The organism is Actinomadura sp. DC4, from assembly GCF_030406325.1.
Taxonomy (GTDB): Bacteria; Actinomycetota; Actinomycetes; order Streptosporangiales; family Streptosporangiaceae; genus Actinoallomurus.
Genome location: NZ_JAUEQY010000001.1, coordinates 510,072 through 532,913, shown reverse-complemented (window position 1 = coordinate 532,913; position 22,842 = coordinate 510,072). Strand labels below are relative to the sequence as shown.

15 protein-coding genes are annotated in these 22,842 nt (G+C 74.1%); 11 read left to right on the top strand and 4 right to left on the bottom strand.

What is annotated here, in order from left to right:
• The first annotated feature begins 138 nt into the window (after positions 1-138).
• Together QWU11_RS02340 and QWU11_RS02335 are read left to right on the top strand one after the other, a co-directional pair.
• Positions 139-1,173, top strand: a complete 1,035-nt coding sequence (locus QWU11_RS02340) for a GDP-mannose 4,6-dehydratase (RefSeq protein WP_290103336.1) — start codon at positions 139-141, stop codon at positions 1,171-1,173.
• 20 nt (positions 1,174-1,193) lie between these two features.
• Positions 1,194-2,726, top strand: coding sequence for an MFS transporter (locus QWU11_RS02335; protein ID WP_290103280.1), 1,533 nt, complete (start codon positions 1,194-1,196; stop codon positions 2,724-2,726).
• 212 nt (positions 2,727-2,938) lie between these two features.
• On the opposite strand, the gene QWU11_RS02330 is transcribed toward QWU11_RS02335, so the two are convergent.
• The 3 genes from QWU11_RS02330 to QWU11_RS02320 form a co-directional block, all read right to left on the bottom strand.
• Positions 2,939-3,799, bottom strand: a complete 861-nt coding sequence (locus tag QWU11_RS02330; RefSeq protein WP_290103279.1) for a LysR family transcriptional regulator — start codon at positions 3,797-3,799, stop codon at positions 2,939-2,941.
• A gap of 187 nt (positions 3,800-3,986) precedes the next feature.
• Positions 3,987-4,877: an Lrp/AsnC family transcriptional regulator gene (locus QWU11_RS02325; RefSeq protein ID WP_290103278.1), complete on the bottom strand. Its 891-nt coding sequence runs from the start codon at positions 4,875-4,877 to the stop codon at positions 3,987-3,989.
• Positions 4,878-5,075: 198 nt separating this feature from the next.
• Positions 5,076-8,051 carry a BTAD domain-containing putative transcriptional regulator gene (locus QWU11_RS02320; protein ID WP_290103277.1) on the bottom strand — a complete coding sequence of 992 codons (2,976 nt, stop codon included), beginning with the start codon at positions 8,049-8,051 and terminating at the stop codon, positions 5,076-5,078.
• A gap of 209 nt (positions 8,052-8,260) precedes the next feature.
• Here QWU11_RS02320 and QWU11_RS02315 point away from each other — a divergent pair, with 209 nt between their 5' ends.
• From QWU11_RS02315 to QWU11_RS02300, 4 genes are all read left to right on the top strand, one after another.
• A complete protein-coding gene (locus QWU11_RS02315) occupies positions 8,261-9,088 on the top strand; it encodes a polysaccharide deacetylase family protein (RefSeq protein WP_290103276.1) in 828 nt (275 codons plus the stop codon).
• Positions 9,089-9,172: 84 nt separating this feature from the next.
• Positions 9,173-10,609, top strand: a complete 1,437-nt coding sequence (locus QWU11_RS02310; protein ID WP_290103335.1) for a GuaB1 family IMP dehydrogenase-related protein — start codon at positions 9,173-9,175, stop codon at positions 10,607-10,609.
• 68 nt (positions 10,610-10,677) lie between these two features.
• Positions 10,678-11,721, top strand: coding sequence for an enolase C-terminal domain-like protein (locus tag QWU11_RS02305; protein ID WP_290103275.1), 1,044 nt, complete (start codon positions 10,678-10,680; stop codon positions 11,719-11,721).
• Positions 11,722-11,791: 70 nt separating this feature from the next.
• Positions 11,792-13,774: a molybdopterin-dependent oxidoreductase gene (locus QWU11_RS02300; RefSeq protein WP_290103274.1), complete on the top strand. Its 1,983-nt coding sequence runs from the start codon at positions 11,792-11,794 to the stop codon at positions 13,772-13,774.
• Between the two features lie 6 nt (positions 13,775-13,780).
• Here QWU11_RS02300 and QWU11_RS02295 read toward each other — a convergent pair whose 3' ends face one another.
• Complete coding sequence (locus QWU11_RS02295) at positions 13,781-15,094, bottom strand: nitrate/nitrite transporter (RefSeq protein WP_290103273.1); 1,314 nt, start codon at positions 15,092-15,094, stop codon at positions 13,781-13,783.
• Positions 15,095-15,315: 221 nt separating this feature from the next.
• Here QWU11_RS02295 and QWU11_RS02290 point away from each other — a divergent pair, with 221 nt between their 5' ends.
• The 5 genes from QWU11_RS02290 to QWU11_RS02270 all read left to right on the top strand — a co-directional run bounded on the left by QWU11_RS02290 (position 15,316) and on the right by QWU11_RS02270 (position 22,819).
• Entirely contained in the window at positions 15,316-17,379 is a 2,064-nt protein-coding gene (locus tag QWU11_RS02290; protein WP_290103272.1) for a molybdopterin oxidoreductase family protein, read from the top strand.
• Positions 17,376-18,824, top strand: coding sequence for an FAD-dependent oxidoreductase (locus QWU11_RS02285; RefSeq protein ID WP_290103271.1), 1,449 nt, complete (start codon positions 17,376-17,378; stop codon positions 18,822-18,824). Before QWU11_RS02290 ends, QWU11_RS02285 begins: the two co-directional genes overlap by 4 nt.
• An 82-nt stretch (positions 18,825-18,906) precedes the next feature.
• Positions 18,907-21,354 carry a nitrite reductase large subunit NirB gene (gene nirB, locus QWU11_RS02280; RefSeq protein ID WP_290103270.1) on the top strand — a complete coding sequence of 816 codons (2,448 nt, stop codon included), beginning with the start codon at positions 18,907-18,909 and terminating at the stop codon, positions 21,352-21,354.
• Entirely contained in the window at positions 21,351-21,686 is a 336-nt protein-coding gene (gene nirD, locus QWU11_RS02275; RefSeq protein ID WP_290103269.1) for a nitrite reductase small subunit NirD, read from the top strand. The genes nirB and nirD overlap by 4 nt, the downstream gene beginning before the upstream one ends.
• On the top strand, positions 21,683-22,819 hold the full coding sequence (locus QWU11_RS02270; protein WP_290103268.1) for a uroporphyrinogen-III synthase: 1,137 nt from the start codon (positions 21,683-21,685) through the stop codon (positions 22,817-22,819). Before nirD ends, QWU11_RS02270 begins: the two co-directional genes overlap by 4 nt.
• The last annotated feature ends 23 nt before the right edge of the window (positions 22,820-22,842 follow it).

Genomic DNA, 22,842 nt, shown 5'->3' with positions numbered 1-22,842 from the left:
GCGCGGTGGCCCGTCGCGTGGGCCAAATCTCGAATGCGATTCGGTATCGAGGCCCGGCCGCTGTCGCCGCGCGCCCGGCCGGACGGCTAACCTCTGTGACACGTAACGGGACATAGCCCCGTGAGCATGGAGGTTCCGCTGGCCACGCGAGCGCTCATCACCGGAATCACCGGGCAGGACGGCTCCTACCTCGCCGAGCATCTGCTCGAGCAGGGGTACGAGGTCTGGGGCCTGGTACGAGGGCAGTCCAACCCGCACGTGTCCCGGCTGCGCAAGCACATCGGCGACGTGCGGCTGGTCCATGGCGACCTGCTCGACCAGGGCAGCCTCATCTCCGCCGTGGAGAGCGTGCGGCCCGACGAGGTCTACAACCTCGGCGCGATCTCGTTCGTGCCGATGTCGTGGCAGCAGGCCGAGATCACCGCCGAGGTCACCGGCATGGGCGTCCTGCGCATGCTGGAGGCCATACGGGTCGTGAGCGGCATCGGCGGCTCACGCAGCCCCAGCGGCGGCCAGATCCGCTTCTACCAGGCGTCCTCGTCGGAGATGTTCGGGCAGGTGCGCGAGACGCCGCAGAACGAGCGCACGCCCTTCCACCCGCGCAGCCCGTACGGCGTCGCGAAGACGTACGGGCACTTCATCACGCAGAACTACCGCGAGTCGTACGGCATGTTCGCGGTCAGCGGGATCCTGTTCAACCACGAGTCGCCGCGGCGCGGCTCGGAGTTCGTGACCCGGAAGATCTCCCTGGGCGTGGCCCGGATCAAGCTCGGGCTGGCCGGCAAGCTCACGCTCGGCAACATGGAGGCGCGGCGCGACTGGGGGTACGCCGGCGACTACGTGCAGGCGATGCGGCTCATGGTCACCGCCGAGACGCCGGAGGACTACGTGATCGGCACGGGCCGGACACAGTCCGTACGCGAACTGGTCGAGCTGGCCTTCGCGACGGCCGGGCTCGACTGGCGGGACCACGTCGTCACCGACACCTCCCTCACCCGGCCGGCAGAGGTCGACCTGCTGTGCGGCGACCCGAAGAAGGCGCGGGACCAACTCGGCTGGGAGCCGGACGTCTCCTTCGAGGAACTCGTCACCATGATGGTCGAATCCGACCTCGCCCTGCTGTCGCGTTCTGACCGGCCCGAAGACGAACCGCTCAGTTTCGACCACTGGTAGCGGCATGCGACCATGACGGGGTGTCGTCTCCTCAGAGTCCGCCCTCGTCGCCGCTGCGTCTCTCCGAGGCCAGCGGCCGGTGGGTCCTGGCGGCAACGGTGCTCGGCTCCAGTCTGGCGATGCTGGACGCCACGATCGTCAACGTGGCGCTCCCGCGCATCGGCCGGCAGTTCGGTGCCTCTCTCGCGGGCCTGCAGTGGACGGTCAACGCCTACACGCTCACGCTCGCGGGCCTGATCCTTCTCGGCGGCTCGCTCGGCGACCGCTTCGGCCGCCGCCGGGTCTTCATGATCGGCGTGATCTGGTTCGCGGTCGCCTCCGCGCTCTGCGGGCTCGCGCCGAACATCGGCGTGCTGATCGCCTCCCGCGCCCTGCAGGGCATCGGCGGCGCGCTGCTGACCCCGGGCTCACTCGCGATCATCCAGGCGTCCTTCACGCCCGCGGACCGGCCACGGGCGATCGGCGCCTGGTCCGGCCTCGGCGGCGTCGCGGGCGCGATCGGGCCGTTCCTGGGCGGCTGGCTGATCGCCGCGGCGGGCTGGCGCTGGGCCTTCCTGCTCAACCTCCCGCTCGCGGTCCTCGTCGTGATCGTGGCGGCCCGGCACGTCCCGGAGAGCCGCGACGAGTCCGAGCACCACGGCTTCGACGTCCTCGGGGCGGTGCTCGCCGCCCTCACGCTCGCCGGGCTGACCTACGCCCTCACCGAGGCGCCCGCCAAGAGCGGCTCCAAGGTGCCCGTCGTGCTCGCGGCCGTGATCGGCGTGGCGGCGGGCGTCGCGTTCGTCCTGGTCGAACGCCGCCGCTCCGGCGGGCGGGGCGCGAGTCCGATGCTCCCGCTGGGCATCTTCCGGTCCCGGCAGTTCACCGCGGTCAACATCGTGACGTTCGTCGTGTACGGCGGCATGAGCGTGCAGTTCTTCCTGCTCGTGGTGGATCTGCAGGTCGTGGCGGGCTACTCCCCCATCGTCGCGGGCACCGGGCTGTTGCCGGTGACGATCCTGATGCTGTTGCTGTCCTCCCGTATGGGTGCGCTGGCCCAGCGGGTCGGCCCGCGCTATCCGATGTCGGCCGGGCTGGTCCTGGCCGCCGCCGGGATGGCACTGACGTTCCGCATCGGCCCGCACGCCTCCTACGTCGCGGACGTCCTACCGGCGGCCGTGGTGTTCGGCCTGGGACTGTCCATGATCGTCGCCCCGCTCACCGCGACGGTGCTGGCCACCGCCGACATCCAGCACGCGGGGGTGGCGAGCGGGGTGAACAACGCGGTCGCCCGCGCGGCCGGACTCCTCGCCGTGGCGGGCATCCCGCCCGCCGTCGGCCTGACCGGCACCGCCTACAACGACCCCGGCGTCTTCAACGACGGCTTCCACCGCGCGATGCTCATCGCGGCAACACTCCTGCTGGTGAGCGCGGTCCTGACCTTCCTCATCGTCCACGACGACGTCCTGCGCCCGGGCCAGGCCACGGCCTCCCCGGAGTGCGACTTCAACTGCCCGGTCGGCGCACCGCCCCTGGAGCCCGGCACCGCCCGCCAGCCAGCCCTCGGAGCCTGACCGCCGGCGCGTTCGCGGGCCGGAGGTTCGCGGGGTACTGAATGCGGGGACGGCCGCGGCTCTCGGCGAACGCCGGGAAGCGGAGGTGCACGGCCGGAAGAAAGGTCGCGGCGAGCGGTCCGGGGAGCCCGGCGAGCAGCTCGCGAGCAGTGCGAACGCACATGGCCATCCCGGTACGCGGCGCGCGGGAGGTCCGTAGGGGGGATGCGGGGTCAGCCGCGGCTCTTGGCGAAGGCCAGGAACTCGCGGGCGATCGGGGGTAGCGGGCGTCTTACGTGGACTAAGCCGATCGTCGTCGTGATCGGGGGCATGAACGAGCGGACCGCCAGGCCGTCCACGGCCTCCATCTGGTTGCGGTACCACATCAGCGACCCGACCCCCGCGCGTACCCAGGCCAGCCACGAGCCCCGCTCGTTGGACTCCACCGCCGGGACCGGGCGGACGCCGATGCGCGACAGGACCCCGTCCAGCTCGCTCCGGCGGGCGCTGCCCCGGGCCGGCATGACCAGCCGCAGGCCCTCCAGGGCCGACAGCGGGACCGGCTCGCGCAGGCTCAGGCTCGGCGGCGAGACCAGGACGATCTCGCGCTGCTCCAGCGGGTGTGCGGCCAGATCGCCCGGCACCGGAAGGTCCGTCAGCGCCAGGTCGGCCCGGCCGTCGCGTACCGCCGCGCCGACCGACTCCCGGCCGTCGCAGCGGATCACGCGGATCCTCGTCGCCGGCTGTTCGCGGGCGAACTCCGGCAGCAGCCGCGCGGTCAGCTCCGGCTCGAGGGTCGAGGTCGAGGCGACCCGCAGCTCCCCCGGCCGGCCGCCGGCGGGCGCGGCCGAGAACGCCTCGATCGCGTCGACGGCCTCCAGGGCGTCGCGTGCGTACCGCACGATGTGCTCGCCGGCCTCGGTGAGCGCGACGCCCCGGCCCGCACGGGCGAAGAGCTCGACGCCCAGCTCACGCTCGAGTTCGCGGATCGCCCGCGAGAGTGCCGGCTGAGCGACGAACAGGGCCTGCGCCGCCGCGGTCATGGTGCCGTGGTCGGCGGTCGCCACGACATAGCGCAGCTGCCGCAAATTCATGGCTCGACGGTATGGCAATGCGCCGTGCCCAGTCCTGGACATAGCCGGAATCGGCACGGACATTCGCCTGGGACCTGTCTCGAGGTCCCCGTCCGTCGCGAGCGCCGCGCAGCAGGACAGCGGGACTTCGAGACAGGCCCTGGCCGACGCGGCGCGCCAGGCGTGCCGTCGCAGGCGAAGGTGGGGGTCAGTCCAGGTCGGCGCCGTAGGTCTGCTTCACCACATCCAGGTGGTGCCAGGACTCGCCGACCCAGACACCGGGCACCGCGCGGACCGCTTCGAGGGTGCTCAGCAGCAGGTCACGGGACGTGGCGTCGATTCCGCACACGAGGTCGTAACGGCCGAAGCCGGTGACCACGTAGTTGATGCCGGAGAGTCTCGCGATTCTGCCGGCGGCCGTGTCCACGTCCGACGAGACGCGTACGCCCACCCCGGCGAGTTCGCCGGAGCCGAGCGCGCGCGAGTCGACGATGCCGCTCACGTGGATCACTCCGGTGCGCATCAGCCGTACGGCACGTGCGCGGGTCGCCGCCTGGGACAGGCCGACGACCTCGGCCAAACGCGTGTAGGGGGTCCGGCCGTCGCGCGTGAGTTCGCGCAACAGCCGCCAATCAATTTCATCGAGGGATACGTCGGGCAGTTCGGTGACGACCGAGTGCGCGTCCTTCACCACGGAGATGACGCGGAATACCTCCACGCCTCGCACTCCCGGTAGTGACCGGACGCCATCGACCTCCTGGGCGAGCGTCGCGTCGTCGCGGACGCGTACCTCCGCGACGACCGCGTGCGCCCCGGTGGACAGGGCCGCGAACCAGGCCGCCGACTTTCTCGCGACGGCGTCCACGACGTGCCGGGCCGGACCGTCGACATCGACGAAAAGATGGCCGATGGCGCCGGTGCCGATCACGGACGCGTGCACGATTCCGACCACGCGCACGATCCCCGAATCCAGAAGATGCTGTACGCGCGTGCGCACTGCCGTGCGCGACAGCCCCACACGGTCGGCGAGCGCCTGGAAGGTCGCCCTCCCATCCCGCTGTAGCTCGCGTACGAGCACAGCGTCGACCGCATCCAGCACGGGGGTCCTCCTCAGGGCCTGTATGTTCCTGCATTCGCTTGCATGATCATTTCATTACTGACGTCTTCGTCGCGAAAACGGAGCGTTGTTCGTGTACGTCCGCGCAAGGACCACGGATCTGTCGGTGTGGCGCGGCGTCGGTGCCGAAAGCCGTGCGGTTCCTCGGCCATCGGCATGGCAACGTCCGGGATCATGGGGTTAGAACTCGCGTCCCAATTCAGCAAGGATTTCCCGGGCCTCGTCTCGGGCAGCCAAAGCCGCCTCTTCGTCCCCTTTCGCCGCATGTGTGTCGGCAAGACAGCGAAGGGTCTCGGCGACGTCCAGAGACTCCTGGAGATCGCGGAAGATCCGCAGTGACTCGTCCAGCTGGACGGCCGCCGAGTCGGCGTCACCGTCGGCCAGAAGCATCTCGCCGGCCAGCCGCAGCACATGCCCTTCACACGTGCGCCAGCCGACATCGCGAAAAGTCGTCATCACGAGATCGAGCAGCGGCCTCGCTTCGTCGTGGCGCTTCTGCCGGACCAGGCACTCACCCATCCTCATCTGGACCACGGCCTCGCTCAGCCGGTCGCCGATGGCGCGGAACGTCGGCAGCGCCTTCTCGAGCAGCCGCAGCGCCTCGGAGTGGCGGCCCAGCTCCAGCTCGACCGTCGCGATGCGGCGCAGCGCGTGCGCCTCGCCCATGGCGTTGCCCGCGCTCTGGTAGAGCCGCAGCATCTCCTCGAAACGCGCCCGCGCCGGCTCGGCGCGGCCCTGGTCGAGGTCGCACATCCCCAGGCCCTCCACGGCGTACGCCTCGGCGCGCCGGTCGCCGAGCTCGCCGAACAGGCGCAGGGCGCCCGCCCACAGAGGCCGGGACGCCTCCGGGTCGCCGTTGATGCGGACCGTGGCGGCCACCCCGCAGAGCGCGCCGGCCCGGCCGTAGCCGTCGCCGATGCGCTCGCACAGCGCGCCCGCGCGCTCGAAGTGCCCGCGGGACTCCCCGAACTCGCTCTGGACGTACAGCATCGCGCCGAGGTTGATCTCCGACGCCGCCTCCCCCCGCAGGTCGCCGGACTCGCGGGCCGCCGCCAGCGCGTCGTCGCAGCAGCGGCGCCACTCGACCACGTCGCCGCAGAACTCGAAGAACGGCAGGCTGGCGCTGGCGAGCTCCCAGCAGAACCCGGGCAGGCCCGCCGTACGCGCCTGGCCGACCATGACGGTGATCGCGGAGCGCTCGGCCTCGAACCAGGCGAGCGGGTCGCGCAGCAGGGCCTCGGTGATCTCCGGGTCGAGCGGTGTGCGGGGGGCGTCGCCGGACAGCGGCGCGTAGTAGCAGTTGGGCAGCCGCCGCTCGGCCTCGTCGGCAAGTGCCAGCCAGGCCGACAGCGCCCGGCCCAGCGCGGCCCGGCGCTCGGCGGGCGGCTCCTCGGCCAGGGCGCGCTCGTGCGCGTACACGCGCAGCAGGTCGTGGAAGCGGAAGCGCGGCTGGTCGGTCGCGTCGCGTCCGGCCACCTCCAGCAGCCGGGCGTCGACGAGCTCCTCGACGAGGTCCTCGCCCTCCGGCATGGGCACGTCGACCAGCGCCGCCGCGGTCCACGCGGCGAAGTCGGCCACCTCCAGCATGCCGAGCAGCCGGAACGCCCGCTGGGCGCCGGCCGACAGGCCGCGGTGGCCGAGCGCGAGGCTGCCGCGGATCTCCAGGTCGGCATGGACCAGCTCGTCGAGGCGGCGGTGCTCGTCGGCGAGGCGGCGGGCGAGACGGTCGAGGGTCCAGTGCGGGCGGGCGGCCAGGCGCGCGGCGGCGATGCGCAGGGCCAGCGGCAGCCGGTCGCACAGCGCGGCGACGCGATCGGCCGCCTCCGGCTCGGCGGCGACGCGTTCGGCGCCGGCGACCCGGGTGAGGAGCTCGGCCGCCTGGGCCGGTTCGAAGGCGTCCAGCTCGATGCGCGTGGCGCCGGCCAGGCCGGTCAGGCGGCGCCGGGAGGTGACGATGACCGCGCACAGCGGGCTGCCCGGCAGCAGGGGGCGCACCTGGCGCTCGTCCGCGGCGTTGTCGAGCACGATGAGGGCCCGCCGCCCGTCGAGGCGGGCGCGGAAGAGGTCGGCGCGCTCGTCGGGGTCGCCGGGGATGGCCGCGCCGTCGACGCCGAGCCTGCGCAGCAGCCGGCCGAGGATGTCGGCCGGGTCGGCGGGGCTGGCCTCGGAGCCGCGCAGCCCGACGTACAGGCGGCCGTCGGGGAACTCCCGGCGCAGCCGGTGCGCGACGTGCACGGCGAGTGTGGTCTTGCCGACACCGCCGCGTCCGCTGATCGCGATGATCGGCACCGCGCCGTACGGCTCCGGGCGCCAGGTCAGCGTGCCGGCGATCTCGGCGACCTGCTTGGCGCGGCCGGTGAAGTCGGCGATGTCGGGCGGCAGCGGCGAGGGCCCGGCGAGGGGCACCGGCTCGCCGGAGGCGGTCGCGGCCGTGTCGTCGGCGAGGATGGACTGCTGAATGCGCCGCAGGTCGGGGCCGGGTTCGAGGCCCAGTTCGCCGACCATGGTGTCGCGCGCGTCCTGGTAGGCGTCGAGCGCCTCGGAGCGGCGGCCGGCGCGGTGCAGGGCGCGCATCAGCTGACCGCGGAAGCGCTCGCGGAGCGGGTGTGCGGCCACCAGGGAGACCACCTCGGGGATGAGGTCGCCGGCGCGGCCGAGGGACAGGTCGGCGTCGATGCGCTCCTCGATCGCGGTCAGCCGCCGTTCCTCGAGGCGCGCCGCCTCCGCGGCCAGGCCGGGCAGCCCGCCGAGCGCGGGCCCGCGCCACAGGCCGAGCGCGGCGCGCAGCTCCTCCGAGGCACGGGCCGGGTCGAGACCGCGTGCGGCCTCCAGCCGGCGCTCGAACTCCAGGAGGTCGACCCGGTCGGTGCGCAGGACGTAGCCCGGTGGGACGGTCACGATCACGTCGCGCACGGGCTCGCCGCCGGGGTCGGCCACGCGCCAGGCGCGGCGCAGCGACGAGACGCACGCCTGGATCTGCGCCGTCGCGGTCGTGGGCGCGCGCTCGCCCCACACGGCCTCGATCAACCGGTCCACGCTGCGGACGCGGCCGGGGTCGAGCGAGAGCGCGGCCAGCACGGCCCGGGCGCGTGGGCCGATCGGGACGGAGGCGGCGCCGTCCCACAGCTCCACCGGACCCAAGAGCCTGACCTGCATGCATGCCTCTCAGCGAGGGGTTCCCGACCTGCCCGCACGGCACCGGAGGCAGCGCCGTGCGAGGGCGCCGGCAAGATCCTTAGCTCAGCTCAGAAACAAGTGTCGCATGAAGAAATCACTCATGGTCAACGGTGAAGACAGGAAAGGTTGTCATTCGCCGCATCCGCCCCCCTTCCGGCGGCGGCTCGCTCGCCCGTCACACTGTGCGGATGCGATGGCGACATCTCGCCGGCGCGCTGCTTCTCGTGGCGGTCGCCGGCTCCGCGGACCGGGCGGAGATCCGCACCCACGCGGAGGCGCGACCGCCGGTCCGCGCCCGGCCCGTCCCGGTGGCGCGGCGCCGCCCGGCCGTGGCGCCGCACCCGCACCGCCTGGTGTTCCACGGGGCGCGCGGCACGGGCCTGGTGGCGCTGACCTTCGACGCCGACATGACGCACGGCATGTGGCGCTCGCTCGACGCCGGGCGCATCAAGTCCTCCTACGACCGCCGGATCGTCAAGGTCCTCGACGCCACGCGCACGCCCGCGACGATCTTCGCCACCGGGCTGTGGATCAAGCGGTACCCGGGCGTGACCAGGACGCTGGCCGCCGACCCGCTGCTGGAGTTCGGCGACCACTCCTACGAGCACAGCGCCTTCGCCGCGCCGTGTTACGGCCTGCCCGTGCTGCCCCGGGGGAAGCGGACCGCGGACGTACGGCGCGCCGCCGCGGTCCTCGACGGGCACGTGCCCGGCCACACGCCCTACTTCCGCTTCCCCGGCGGGTGCCACGACGCCTCCGCGGTGCGTGCGGTCCTCGCGGCGGGAGTGACGCCCGTGCAGTGGGACGTCATCAGCGGCGACGCGTTCGGCCACGACCCGCACGCGATCACCCGTACGGTCCTCAGGGAGGCCAGGGGCGGCTCGATCGTCGTCATGCACCTGAACGGAGCGCCCACGGCGCCGGAGACGCACGCCGCCCTGCCGGGCATCATCACCGGCCTGCGATCACGGGGCCTGCGGCTCGTCAAGGTCTCCGAGCTGCTCGCCGCTCGTTGAACCGCGCACTCGCGGGTATCCATCAGAATGGATGATGGCCGCTTTTCAGGTCATTCGCCCAGATGACGGACGGTGTTGACGAACGTGCGCCTGCTGAACGGTGATCAACCGGTTCACGACCTGACCTACAACGACGTCTTCATGCTGCCCCGGCGCTCGGACGTCGGCTCCCGCCTCGAGGTCGACCTGTCGACCTCCGACGGCAGCGGGGCGACGATCCCCATCGTGGTCGCCAACATGACCGCGGTCTCGGGCCGCCGCATGGCCGAGACGATCGCCCGGCGCGGCGGGCTGACCGTGATCCCCCAGGACATCCCGGTGGACGTCGTCGCCAACGTGATCGACTGGGTCAAGTCCCGCCACCTCATCGTGGACACGGCGATCCGCCTGGGCCCCGGCGGCACGGTCGGTGAGGCGCTCGGGCTGCTGTCCAAGCGCGCGCACGGCGCGGTCATCGTCGTCGAGGACGGCCGCCCGGTGGGCGTCGTGACCGAGGCCGACTGCCTGAGCGTCGACCGGTTCACCCAGCTCCGCGAGGTCATGTCGCGCGACCTGGTCACGCTGCCGGACAGCGTCGACCCGCAGAAGGCGTTCGGCACCCTGCACGCGCGCGGCCACCGGCTCGCCCCCGTCGTGGACGCGGACGGGCGGCTGACCGGCGTGCTGACCAGGACCGGCGCGCTGCGCGCCACGCTCTACCAGCCCGCCGTGGACGACACCGGGCGGCTGCGCGTCGCGACGGCGATCGGCGTGAACGGTGACGTCGAGGAGAAGGCCGAGGCGCTGCTCGCGGCCGGCGCGGACGTGCTGGTCATCGACACCGCGCACGGTCATCAGGAGAAGATGATCGGCGCGCTGCGGCGCGTACGGGCGCTCGGGCCTCGGGTGCCCGTCGTGGCCGGCAACGTCGTGACCGCCGAGGGCGTACGCGACCTGGTCGAGGCCGGTGCGGACGTGGTCAAGGTCGGCGTCGGGCCCGGGGCGATGTGCACGACCCGGATGATGACCGGCGTGGGCCGCCCGCAGTTCTCCGCCGTGCTGGAGTGCTCGGCCGAGGCGCGGCGGCTCGGGCGCCACGTGTGGGCCGACGGCGGCGTACGGCACCCGCGCGACGTGGCCCTGGCACTCGCCGCCGGCGCGGCCAACGTCATGATCGGCTCGTGGTTCGCCGGGACGCTGGAGTCGCCGGGCGACCTGCAGCGCGCCTCCGACGGACGGCTCTACAAGGAGAGCTTCGGCATGGCCTCCGCCCGCGCCGTGCGCCTGCGCACCGCCGACGACTCCCCGTTCGACCGGGCGCGCAAGGCGTTGTTCGAGGAGGGGATCTCCACCTCGCGGATGTACGTCGACCCGCAGTCCCCCGGCGTGGAGGACCTGCTGGACACCATCATCGCCGGGCTGCGCAGCGCCTGCACGTACGCGGGCGCGCGGACGCTGGAGGAGCTCCACGAGCGTGCTCTCATCGGCGTGCAGAGCTCCTCGGGCTACGCGGAGGGCGAGCCGCTGCACGTGAGCTGGTGACCGTCAGTGCCCGAGCATCGCCGTGACGGGTGGATCATAGGAAGGGACGTCGAGTCGAGGACGGTGACATGCCCCGCATCCAGGGGTTCGAGGCCTACCGCATGGCGATGCCGCGCGGCCGGCGCCCGGAGAGCATTCTCGTCCGGGTCGTCGGTGAGGACGGCGTCGCCGGCTGGGGCGAGGTGGCCGGCTCCGACCTCTGCTGGGCCGACATCGAGGAGCGCGTCGGCCCGGCCCTGCTCGGCCTGGACTGGGAGCTTCCCGAAGAGGTCGCCGGCGTCGGCGGGCTGGGCGGCGGCGCGGCGGCCTCGGCCGCCGACATCGCGTGCTGGGACCTGTGGTGCCGCCGTAAGGGCAGCCCGCTGTCCCACTCGCTCGGCGGCACCCGCACCTCGGTCATGGCGGGCGCCCGGCTGAGCGCCGAACCGGCGCTCGACGTGCTCCTGACCCGCGTCAGCCGCCTCATCGGGGCCGGCTACACGCGGGTGACCCTCGCGGTGCACCCCGGCTGCGACGTCGAGCCGGTCCGCGCCGTACGCCGGGCGTTCCCCGCGCTCGCGCTCCAGGCCGACGCCGGCGAGGCCTACACCGAGGCGCCCGAGCACCTTCGCGCGCTGGCCGCCATGGACGCGTACGGTCTGGTCGCGATCGAGCGGCCGTTCCCGGGCGACGACCTGGCCGCGCACGCGCGGCTGCAGTGCCAGGTCGGCACCGCGGTGTGCCTGGACCCGGCCGACGTCGAGACGGTCGACAGCGCGATCGCGATGGACGCCGGCCGGATGCTGGGCCTGCGCATCAGCCGGCTCGGCGGCCTGACCGCCGCACGCGGCGCGCACGACCGCGCCCTCGCGGCGGGCTGGGAGGCCTGGTGCGGCGGCGCGGACGGGTTCGGCATCGGGCAGGCGGCGGCGGTCGCGCTGGCCAGCCTGCCGGGCTGCGACCTGCCGAGCGACCTGACCGAGACGCCGTCCTCCACGGCGGTCGTGTCCCCGCCGGTGAGCGTGAGCGGCGGCGTGGTCGCGGTGCCCCTCACCCAGCCGGGCCTGGGCCACGAGATCGACGCCGGCCGCGTGACCCGCCTGGCCCGCCAGACGCTGCGCATACCCGCGTAGTGAAGGGCTTGTAGCGGCGAGGTAATACACGGGACTCCGGGCTGAAACGCTCCGGCCGCACCATCGGATCATGCGGCCGACACCCACGCACTGCCCGTACTGCGCCCTGCAGTGCGGCACGCTCGTCGACGCCGGTACGGCCACGCCGCGCGAGGACGCCCCGGGCGACGCCGGGGCGGCGTACGGGCCCGCCTGGACCGCCGGCGAGCTGCTGTGCGCCTCGGACCGGCTGACCGTTCCGCTGATGCGGCTGCACCGCAACGCGCCGCTGCAGGCGGTCTCCTGGGAGGCCGCGCTCGACCGGATCGCCGGCGAGATACGCCGGATCCAGCGGGCGAGCGGCCCCGACGCCGTCGCGGTGCTCGGCGGGGGCGGGCTCACCAATGAGAAGGCCTACCAGCTCGGGAAGTTCGCCCGGGTCGCGCTGCGGACGGCCAACGTCGACTACAACGGCCGGTCCCGCGCCTCCTCCGCCGCCGTGGCGCAGAACCGCGCGTTCGGCCTGGACCGGGGCCTGCCGGTGCCGGTCACCGACGTCGCGGAGGCCGACACGATCCTCCTCGTGGGCGGCGACGTCGCCGAGACGATGCCCGCGTTCGCCCGGCAGCTCGCCGCACAGCGCGAGCGTGGCGGGACGCTCATCGTCGTCGACTCGCGCGAGACGGCCACGGCCCGGCAGGCCGACCTGCACCTGCAGCTCACCCCCGGCACCGACCTGGCCCTCGCGAACGGGCTGCTGCACCTGGCGATGACCGAGGGGCTGACCGACGAGGCGTACGTCCGGCGGCGCACCTCGGGGTTCGCCGCGGTCCGCCGGTCCGCCGGCACGTACGGGCCGGAGCGGGTCGAGCGGATCACCCGCGTGCCGGCGGACCGGCTGCGCGAGGCCGTACGCCTGCTGAGCCTCGCGCCCCGCGCGCTCGTCCTCACCGCGCGCGGTGAGGAGCGGCACGCCGCCGAGACCGACACGGTCACCGCCTTCATCAACCTGGCCCTGGGCCTCGGCCTGCCGGGGAGGGCCGGCTCGGGGTTCGGCTGCCTGACCGGGCGGGGCGGACGTGAGTACGGGCAGAAGGCCGACCGCCTGCCCGGCTACCGGAGGATCGATGACCCTGCGGCGCGCGAGCACGTCGCCCGCGTCTGGGGAGTCGACCCCGCCGACCTGCCCGGCGCCGGGCTGCCCGCCACCGAGCTGCTCCGCGCGCTCGGCACGCCCGGCGGGCCGCGGGCCCTGCTGCTGTTCGGCGCCGACCCCGTGGTCTCCGCGCCGGACTCGGCGCGGATCGAGGAACGCCTGGAGGCCCTGGACTTCCTCGCGGTGGCCGACTTCGTGCCGTCGGAGACCGCGCTCCGCGCGGACGTCGTCCTGCCCACCACTCAGTGGGCCGAGGAGACCGGCACCGTCACCAATCTGGAGGGCCGCGTGCTCCTGCGCCGTGCGGCCCTGCCCAAACCGCCCACGGCACGCGGCGACCTGGAGATCATCGCCGCGCTGGCCGGGCGGCTCGATGCCCCCGGCCGGTTCAGCGCCGAGCCGGCCGAGGTCTTCGACGAGCTCCGGGCCGCCAGCGCGGGCGGCGTCGCCGACTACTCCGGCATCACCTACGAGCGCATCGCCGCCGAGACCGGCGTCTTCTGGCCCTGCCCGGGCGAGGACCATCCCGGCACGCCGCGCGTCTTCCTCAACCGCTTCCCCACCGCCGACGGCCGCGCCCGCGCCGTACCCGTCGAGCACCGCGGCCCGGAGGAGGAGACGTGCGGCGACTACCCGCTTCACCTGACCACCGGCCGTGCCCTCGCGCGCCACGCGACGGAGGCGTACGTCGAGCTCCATCCGGACCTGGCCGGGCGGCTCGACGTGGCCGAGGGGTCCACCGTCCGCGTCACCGGCCGGGCGGGCGGCGCGGTCGCCCGGGTACGGCTCACCGAGACGATCCGGCGCGACATGGTCTTCATGCCCTACCGCTGGGCCGGCGCCGCCCTGCCCGACGATCCGGCGCCGCGCGTGCCCGAGGTCACGGTCGGCGCCGTACGGATCGACAAAGACGAGTAACGGCTGTCAGACTCCGGTACGGGACCGCAGGTAGACGGCCCAGGTGACGGCGGCGCAGAGCACGTAGAACGCGATGAAGGCGGCGTAGGCGCCGGTGCCCGACCCGTACGCGAGGAACGACTGCCGGAAGGCCAGGTTGACCAGGACGCCGCCGAACGCGCCGATCGCCCCGGCCAGGCCGATGAGCGCGCCGGACAGCCGGCGCGCCTCCGCCTCCACCGGGGTCTTCGCACGGAAGATCGCCGGGATCATCTTGTACGTCGAGCCGTTGCCGACGCCGCTGAGGACGAAGAGCAGCACGAACCCCGTGACGAACAGCGGCAGCGACCGCTGCGCCGAGGCGGCCAGGACGAGGGCGGCGCCGAGCGCCATGGCCGCGAAGTTCCAGAACGTGACCCGGGCACCGCCGAGCCGGTCGGCGGCCCAGCCGCCCAGCGGCCGTGCGAACGAGCCCAGGAGCGGCCCGAGGAAGGTCAGGTACGCGGCGCGGATCGGGGTGGCGAAGTCGGCGGCGAACTGCACCTGGAGCACCTGCCCGAAGGCGAAACCGAAGCCGATGAACGTGCCGAACGTGCCGACGTAGAGCAGCGAGACGATCCAGGTGTGCGCGTCGCGGGCCACGTCGCGCATGGCGTGCCGGTCGTTGCCGAGGCCGGCCAGGTTGTCCATCCGGAGCGCGGCGCCTGCGGCGGCCGCGACGATGAGGGGGATGTAGACGCCCGCCACCAGGCGCGGATGGCCGCCGCCCGCCGTGGCCAGGACCGCCAGCCCGACGAGCTGCACCACGGCCACGCCGAGGTTCCCGCCGCCCGCGTTGACGCCCAGCGCCCGGCCCTTGAGCCGCTCGGGGTAGAAGGCGTTGATGTTCGCCATCGAGGAGGCGAAGTTGCCGCCGCCGACGCCCGCGACGGCCGCGACCGCCAGCAGCGTGCCGTACGAGACTCCGGGCCTGATCACGACGGCCGCGAGCACGGCGGGGACCAGCAGCAGGGCGGCGCTGATCACGGTCCAGTTCCGCCCGCCGAACCGCGCCACCGCGAAGGTGTACGGCAGCCGCAGCACGGCGCCGAGCGCCGTGGGAACGGTCGTGAGCACGAACTTGCCGGCCGGGTCGACGTGGTACTCGGGGCCGAGGAACAGCACCAGCACCGACCACAGGCTCCAGACGGAGAAGCCGACGTGCTCGGAAAAGATGGAGAAGACGAGGTTGCGCCGGGCGACTCCGGCTCCGGTCTCCTCCCAGAACTCCCGGTCGTCGGGGCGCCAGTCGCTGATCCGTCGGGTGATCGCGCCGGGCGGACGCTGCTGGACTGCGGTCATGGGGTCCTCCTGGGGGTCGCGTCAGCGAGGACGGTAGGAACCCGGCGTTTCCCGCTCGTGTGGTCCGCGATTCGGCGGTGCAACGTTCCCCGCACGCGGGCGGACGCCGGTTGTGAGCCCGCCGCGCCCGCACAGCAGGGCGATCCGTGCGTGAACCGCATGTAGCGGCGAGGTAATACACGGGACTCGGGGACGAAACGCCGTACCCGCACGATCGGCTCATGCCGCCGACACCCACGCACTGCCCGTACTGCGCGCTGCAGTGCGGGATGTTCGTCGACGCCGGTACGGTCACGCCGCGCGAGGACGTGCCGGCCAACGCCGGCGGCGCGCTGTGCCAGAAGGGCTGGACCGCGGGTGACCTGCTGAACGCTCCGGACCGGGTGAGGGCCCCGCTGATGCGGCAACGCCGGGACGCCCCGTTGCGGCCGGTCTCCTGGGCGGCCGCCCTCGACCGGATCGCCACCGAGGTGCGCCGGATCCAGCGGGCGGCCGGCCCGGACGCCGTGGCGGTCTTCGGCGGGGGCGGGCTGACGAACGAGAAGGCCTACCAGCTCGGGAAGTTCGCCCGGGTCGCGCTGCGCACCGCCAACATCGACTACAACGGGCGTTTCTGCATGTCATCGGCCGCGACGGCGCAGAACCGCGCGTTCGGCCTGGACCGGGGCCTGCCGGTGCCGGTCACCGACCTCGCGGAGGCCGACGTGATCCTGCTCGCCGGCGGCAACGTGGCCGAGACGATGCCCCCGTTCGTCCGGCATCTGGCCGCGCAGCAGGACCGGGGCGGGCGGCTGATCGTCATCGACCCGCGGGAGACGGCGACGGCCCGGCGCGCCGACCTGCACCTGCAGGTCACGCCCGGGACCGACCTGGCCCTGGCCAACGGGCTGCTGCACCTGGCGATGACCGAGGGGCTGATCGACGAGGCGTACGTCGCGCGGCGCACCTCGGGCTTCGCGGCGGTCCGCGCCTCCGTCAACGCGTACTGGCCGGAGCGGGTCGAGCAGATCACCGGCGTGCCGGTGCCCTCGATGCGGGAGGCCGTCCGTCTGCTGGGCGGCGCCGCGAAGGCGCTCATCCTCACCGCGCGCGGCGCGGAACAGCACGCCACCGGCACCGACACGGTCACCGCCTTCATCAACCTGGCCCTGGGCCTCGGCCTGCCGGGGAGGGCCGGCTCGGGGTTCGGCTGCCTGACCGGGCAGGGCAACGGGCAGGGCGGCCGCGAGCACGGGCAGAAGGCCGACCAGCTCCCCGGCTACCGCCGGATCGACGACCCGGCGGCACGCGAGCACGTCGCCCGCGTCTGGGGAGTCGACCCCGCCGACCTGCCCGGCCCCGGCCTGTCCGCCACCGAGCTGCTCGCCGCGCTCGGCACGCCCGGCGGGCCGCGCGCCCTGCTGGTCTTCGGCTCCAACCCGGTCGTGTCCGCCCCCGACTCCACGCGGATCGAGGAGCGGCTCGACGCGCTCGACCTCCTCGTCGTGGCCGACTTCATGCCGTCGGAGACCGCGCTGCGCGCCGACGTCGTCCTGCCCACCACCCAGTGGGCCGAGGAGACCGGGACCATGACCAATCTGGAGGGCCGCGTCCTCCTCCGCCGCGCCGCGATGCCCGGACCGCCGGACGCCCGCAGCGACCTGGAGATCATCGCGGGGCTCGCCGGACGGCTCGACGCCCCCGGCCGCTTCAGCGCCGAACCCGCCGAGGTCTTCGACGAGCTCCGCGCCGCCAGCGCCGGCGGCGTCGCCGACTACTCCGGCATCACCTACGAACGGATCGTCGCCGAGACCGGCGTCTTCTGGCCGTGTCCCGGCGAAGGCCATCCGGGCACGCCCCGCGTCTTCCTCGACCGCTTCCCCACGCCCGACGGCCGCGCCCGTGCCCTGCCCGTCGAGCACCGCGGCCCGGCGGAGGTGCCGTGCGGCGACTACCCGCTCTACCTCACGACCGGCCGTGTCCTCGCGCACTACCAGAGCGGGGCGCAGACCCGGCGCGTACGCGCGCTGACGGACGCCGTCCCCGAGGCGTACGTCGAGCTCCATCCCGACCTGGCCGGGCGGCTCGGCGTCACCGACGGCTCCACCGTCCGCCTCACCAGCCGGCGCGGCAGCGCGACCGCCAAGGTCACGGTCACCGGGGCGATCCGGCGCGACACCGTCTTCCTGCCCTTCCACTGGGCGGCCGCCGCACGGGCCAATCTGCTCACCAACCCGGTGCTCGATCCGGCCTCGCGGATGCCGGAGTTCAAGGTCTGCGCCGTACGGGTGGAGCGGGCCGCGTGAGCGTCGTGGTCGTGGGCAACGGCATGGCGGGCGCGCGGCTGGTCGGTGAGCTGCGCCGCCGCGACCGGCGGCTGCCGGTCACCGTCTTCGGCGCCGAGGAGTCCCCGCCCTACAACCGGGTCCTGCTGTCCGACGTCCTGGCCGGCCGGTCCGGGCCCGGCGACATCGGCCTCACCGCCCCGGGGTGGTACGCCGGCAACGACGTCGACGCCCGGCTCGGCGTCCCGGTCACCGGCGTCGACCGGGCCGCGCGCACGGTGACGTCGGCCGACGGCCGCGTGACGCCGTACGACGCGCTGGTCCTGGCCACCGGCAGCGCGCCGGTCGTGCCGCCGCTGCGCGGCATGGACGCCGCGGGCGTCGTCGCGTTCCGCACGATCGAGGACTGCCGGGCGATCCTGCGGCACGCCGCGGCCGCGCGGTCCGCGGTCGTGGTCGGCGGCGGGCTGCTCGGGCTGGAGGCCGCCCGCGGCCTGGCCGGACGGGGCATGCCGGTGACCGTCGTGCACCGGCCCGGCCACCTGATGGACCGCCAGCTCGACCCCGAGGCCGGCGGCGTCCTGCGCCGCGTGCTCGCGGACCTGGGCGTCGCGACGTTCCTGGGCGCGCGGGTCGCCGCCGCGCGTACGGCCGGCGGGCGCGTGACCGGCGTGGAGCTGGACGATGGCACCCTCCTGGAGGCCGACCTGGTCGTGCTGGCCTGCGGGGTGCGACCGGAGACCGGCCTGGCCTCGGCGGCGGGCCTGCCCGTCGGCCGCGGCGTCCTGGTCGACGACCGGCTGCGGTCCGTCGGCGATCCCCGCGTCCACGCGATCGGCGAGTGCGCCCAGCACCAGGACACCATGTACGGGCTCGTGGCGCCGGCCTGGGAGCAGGCCGGCGTCGTCGCGGACGTGCTGACCGGCCGGGACGCGCGCTACGCGGGGTCACGGCCGGTGACGCGCCTGAAGGCGGCCGGGATCGACCTGGCCGCGATGGGCGAGACCGGCCTGGGCGACGACGAGGCCGAGGTCGTCCGCTTCGCCGATCCGGTCCGCGGCACGTACAAGAAGGTCGTGATCAAGGACGACCGGCTGGTCGGCGCGATCCTGCTCGGCGAGACCGGTACGGCGGGACTGCTGAGCCAGCTGTACACCCGCGCGGCCCCGCTGCCGCCGGACCGGCTGCACCTGCTGTTCCACGGGATGGGCACGGGCCCGCCGGCGGACACGCCGGTACGGATCCCGGACGCCGCGGTCGTGTGCCACTGCAACAACGTGACCAAGGGAGGCATCCGCGCGAGCTGGGAGGCCGGGTCGCGGGACGTGCGGGACGTCGCCGCCGGGACCCGGGCCACCACCGGCTGCGGCGGCTGCCGCGACACCGTGACGGGCATCCTGGAGTGGCTCCGCTCTCAGGACGCCGGGGCCTCACCGGCGGCGCCGGCGACGGTGAACCCGTTGTAGCAGAGCGGCAACAGGCCGGACCCCGTTGCGAAACGCCCCCTCGTCAAGCTCGGACGAACCCGCACCGAGGAGGTCACGATCGATGGCCCAGCATCTTGTCGTCGCCGGTCACGGCCCGGCCGCGTATCGCCTGGTCGAGGCGGTCCGCGAGCGGGACACGGACGGCCGCTGGCAGATCACCGTGGTGGGAGAGGAGCCGCGTCCCGCCTATGACCGGGTCGCGCTCACGTCCTACCTCACCGAGGGCGCGGACCTCGCCTACCCCGCCCACGGCGAACGGGTGCGGGTCCGTACGGGAGAGCGGGTCGCCTCGGTCGACCGCGCCGCGCGTACGGTCACGACCTCGGACGGGCGGGTGCTGGGCTATGACGCGCTGGTCCTCGCCACCGGGTCGGTGCCGTTCGTGCCGCCGGTCCCGGGCGCGGAGACCGCCCTGGTCTACCGGACGATCGCGGACCTGGACGCCGTACGCGCGGCGGCCCGCGGACGTGCCGCCGGGGTGGTCGTCGGCGGCGGGCTCCTGGGCCTGGAGGCGGCACGCGCCCTGCAGGGGCTGGGCCTCACCACGCACGTCGTCGAGATCGCGCCCTGGCTGATGGCGCGGCAGCTCGACGAGGGCGGCGGGTCGATGCTGCGCCGGCACATCGAGGCCCTCGGCCTGGGCGTGCACACGGGGACCGCGCTCGAACGCGTCGAGCCCGGCGCGATCCACCTCGCCGGGGGCGTGGTCCTGCCCGCCGACGTCGTCGTGTTCTCCGCCGGGATCCGCCCGCGCGACGAGCTCGCGCGGGAGGCGGGGCTGGCCGTGGGACCGCGCGGCGGCGTCGCCGTCGACGGCACCTGCCGTACCTCGGACCCGCACGTCTTCGCGATCGGCGAGTGCGCGCTGGTCGACGGCCAGGTGTACGGCCTCGTCGGCCCGTGCTTCTCGATGGCCGAAGTCGTCGCGGACCGGCTGCTCGGCGGCACGGCGCGCTTCACCGGCGCGGACACCTCCACCCGGCTCAAGCTCATGGGCGTCGACGTGGCGAGCTTCGGTACGCCGGACGCGGACGCGCTGAACGTCAGCTACACCGACCCGGTCGCCGGGACGTACAAGCGGATCGTCGTCAGCGACGACGCGCAGACCCTCCTGGGCGGCGTGCTCGTCGGCGACGCCTCCGCGTACGCGACCCTGCGCGCCCACGTCGGCGCGAGCCTGCCCGCGCCGCCCGAGCAGCTGCTGTTCGGCGGCACCGAGGCCGTGGGCGGCGCGCTGCCCGGCGCGACGATGGTCTGCAGCTGCAACGACGTCAGCGCCGGCGCCATCCGCTCCGCGATCGGCGACGAGGGCCTCACCGACGTGCCCGCGGTGAAGGCGTGCACCCGCGCGGGCACCGGCTGCGGGAGCTGCGTCCCGCTGGTCAAGCGGATCCTCGACGAGGAGCTCACCGCCGCCGGGGTCACGGTCAGCCGGGCGCTCTGTGAGCACTTCGACCACACGCGCGCCGAGCTGTTCGACATCGTCCGCGTACGGGGCATCGCGACGTTCGGCCGCCTGATCGCCGAGCACGGCCGCGGCCGGGGCTGCGACATCTGCAAGCCGGTCGTCGCGTCGATCCTGGCGAGCCTGGGCAACGGCCACATCCTCGACGGCGAGCAGGCCGCCCTGCAGGACACCAACGACCACTTCCTCGCCAACCTGCAGAAGAACGGCACCTACTCGGTGGTGCCGCGCGTCCCCGGCGGTGAGATCAGCCCGGAGAAGCTCATCGTCATCGGCGAGGTCGCCCGCGAGTTCGGCCTGTACACCAAGATCACGGGCGCGCAGCGGATCGACATGTTCGGCGCCCGGGTCGAGCAGCTCCCCCGGATCTGGCGGCGGCTGAGCGAGGCCGGGTTCGAGTCCGGGCACGCGTACGGCAAGGCGCTGCGCACCGTGAAGTCGTGCGTCGGCTCCACCTGGTGCCGCTACGGCGTGCAGGACTCGGTCGCCATGGCGATCCGGCTCGAACTCCGCTACCGGGGCCTGCGCGCCCCGCACAAGATCAAGTCCGCGGTGTCCGGGTGCGCGCGCGAGTGCGCGGAGGCGCAGAGCAAGGACTTCGGCGTCATCGCCACCGAACAGGGCTGGAACCTCTACCTCGGCGGCAACGGCGGGATGCGGCCACGGCACGCGGACCTGTTCGCCACCGGCCTGGACGAGGAGTCGCTGATCCGCTGCGTCGACCGGTTCCTCATGTTCTACATCCGTACCGCCGACCGGCTGCAGCGCACCGCCACCTGGCTGGAGAACCTCGACGGCGGCATGGACTACCTGCGGGACGTCATCGTCGCGGACCGGCTCGGCATCTGCGCCGAGCTGGACGCCGCCATGGCCCGGCACGTGGAGGACTACACCGACGAGTGGCGGGCGACGCTGGAGGACCCCGCGCGGCTCCGCCGTTTCGTGTCGTTCGTCAACGCGCCCGGCACCCCCGACCCGAGCATCGCCTTCGAGCCCGAACGCGACCAGATCAAACCCGTTCTCCTGGAGGTGGTGACGCCGTGACGGCCCTCGCGCGTTGGTCCGCGGTCTGCGCCTACGACGACCTGCCGCCCGAACGCGGCGTGTGCGCGCTCGTCGGCGAGGACCAGGTCGCGCTCTTCCGCACCCACGACGGAGCGCTGTACGCGCTCGCCAATCGCGACCCGTTCAGCGGGGCGTACGTCCTCGCGCGCGGGATCGTCGGCTCGCGCCGCGGGGTGCCGACGGTGGCCTCGCCCATGTACAAACAGGTCTTCGACCTGACCACGGGCCGCTGCCTGGACGACCCGGAGGTCGCCGTGGCGACGTACGCCGTGCGGGTGGCCGGCGGCGGAGTGGAGGTGGCACGGGCGTGAACGAGCAGCCACTGGCCGGGTTCACGGTCGGCGTGACCGCGGCCCGGCGGCACGAGGAGCTCGCGGCCCTGCTCGAACGCCGCGGGGCGCGTGTGGTCCACGCGCCGGCGATCCGGCTGGTGCCGCTCGCCGACGACGCGGTGCTCCTGGCCGCCACGCGGGAGATGCTCGCGCGGCCGGTCGACGACCTCGTCGTCACGACCGGCATCGGGCTCCGCGCGTGGCTGGAGACGGCCGACGGCTGGGGCCTGCGCGATGACCTGATGCGGCTGCTGGGCGGCGTGCGGATCCTCGCCCGCGGGCCGAAGGCGCGCGGGGCCGTACGCGCGGCCGGCCTGGCCGAGGCGTGGTCGCCGGAGTCGGAGAGCTGCGAGGAGGTGCTGAGGTACCTCCTGCGGGAGGACCTCGCCGGCCGGCGGATCGCGGTGCAGCTCTACGGCGAGCCGTGCCCGGAGCTGACCGACGGCCTGCGGCGGGCGGGCGCGGACGTGGTGGAGATCCCGGTGTACCAGTGGGCGCTGGCGGAGGACCCCGAGCCGCTGCGGCGCCTGGTCGGGCAGGCGGTGGCCGGCACGGTGGACGCGATCACCTTCACCAGCGCGCCGGCGGTCGGCGCGACGCTGTCGCTCGCCGCCGAGTACCACGCCGAGGAGGCGCTGCTGCACGCGCTGCGGACGCGGGTGATGGCCGCCTGCGTCGGGCCGGTCACCGCCGCGCCGCTGGAGAGGCGGTCCGTGCCGACGGTACGCCCGGACCGCGCCCGGCTCGGCGCGCTCGTCCGCACGCTCGTCGCGGACCTGCCGGTACGGCGCACGGGTCGTCTCGTCGTACACGGCTGTGAGCTGGAGCTGCGCGGGCACGCCGTCGTCCTCGACGGGCGGCTGCGGCCGATCGCGCCGGCGCCGATGGCGATCCTGCGCGCGCTAGCGGCCCGCCCCGGCCACGTGCTGTCGCGCGCCGAGCTGTGCGGCGTACTGCCGAGCGGGCTGGGGCCGGCGCGGGCGCAGCCCGACGAGCACGCGGTGGAGATGGCGGTGGCACGGCTGCGGCGCGGGCTGGGGAGGCAGGGGCTCGTCCAGACGATCATCAAGCGCGGCTACCGTCTCGCGTGCGACACCGCGCTCCAACCGTGACAGTCACGTGCCCTCGGCGCTGG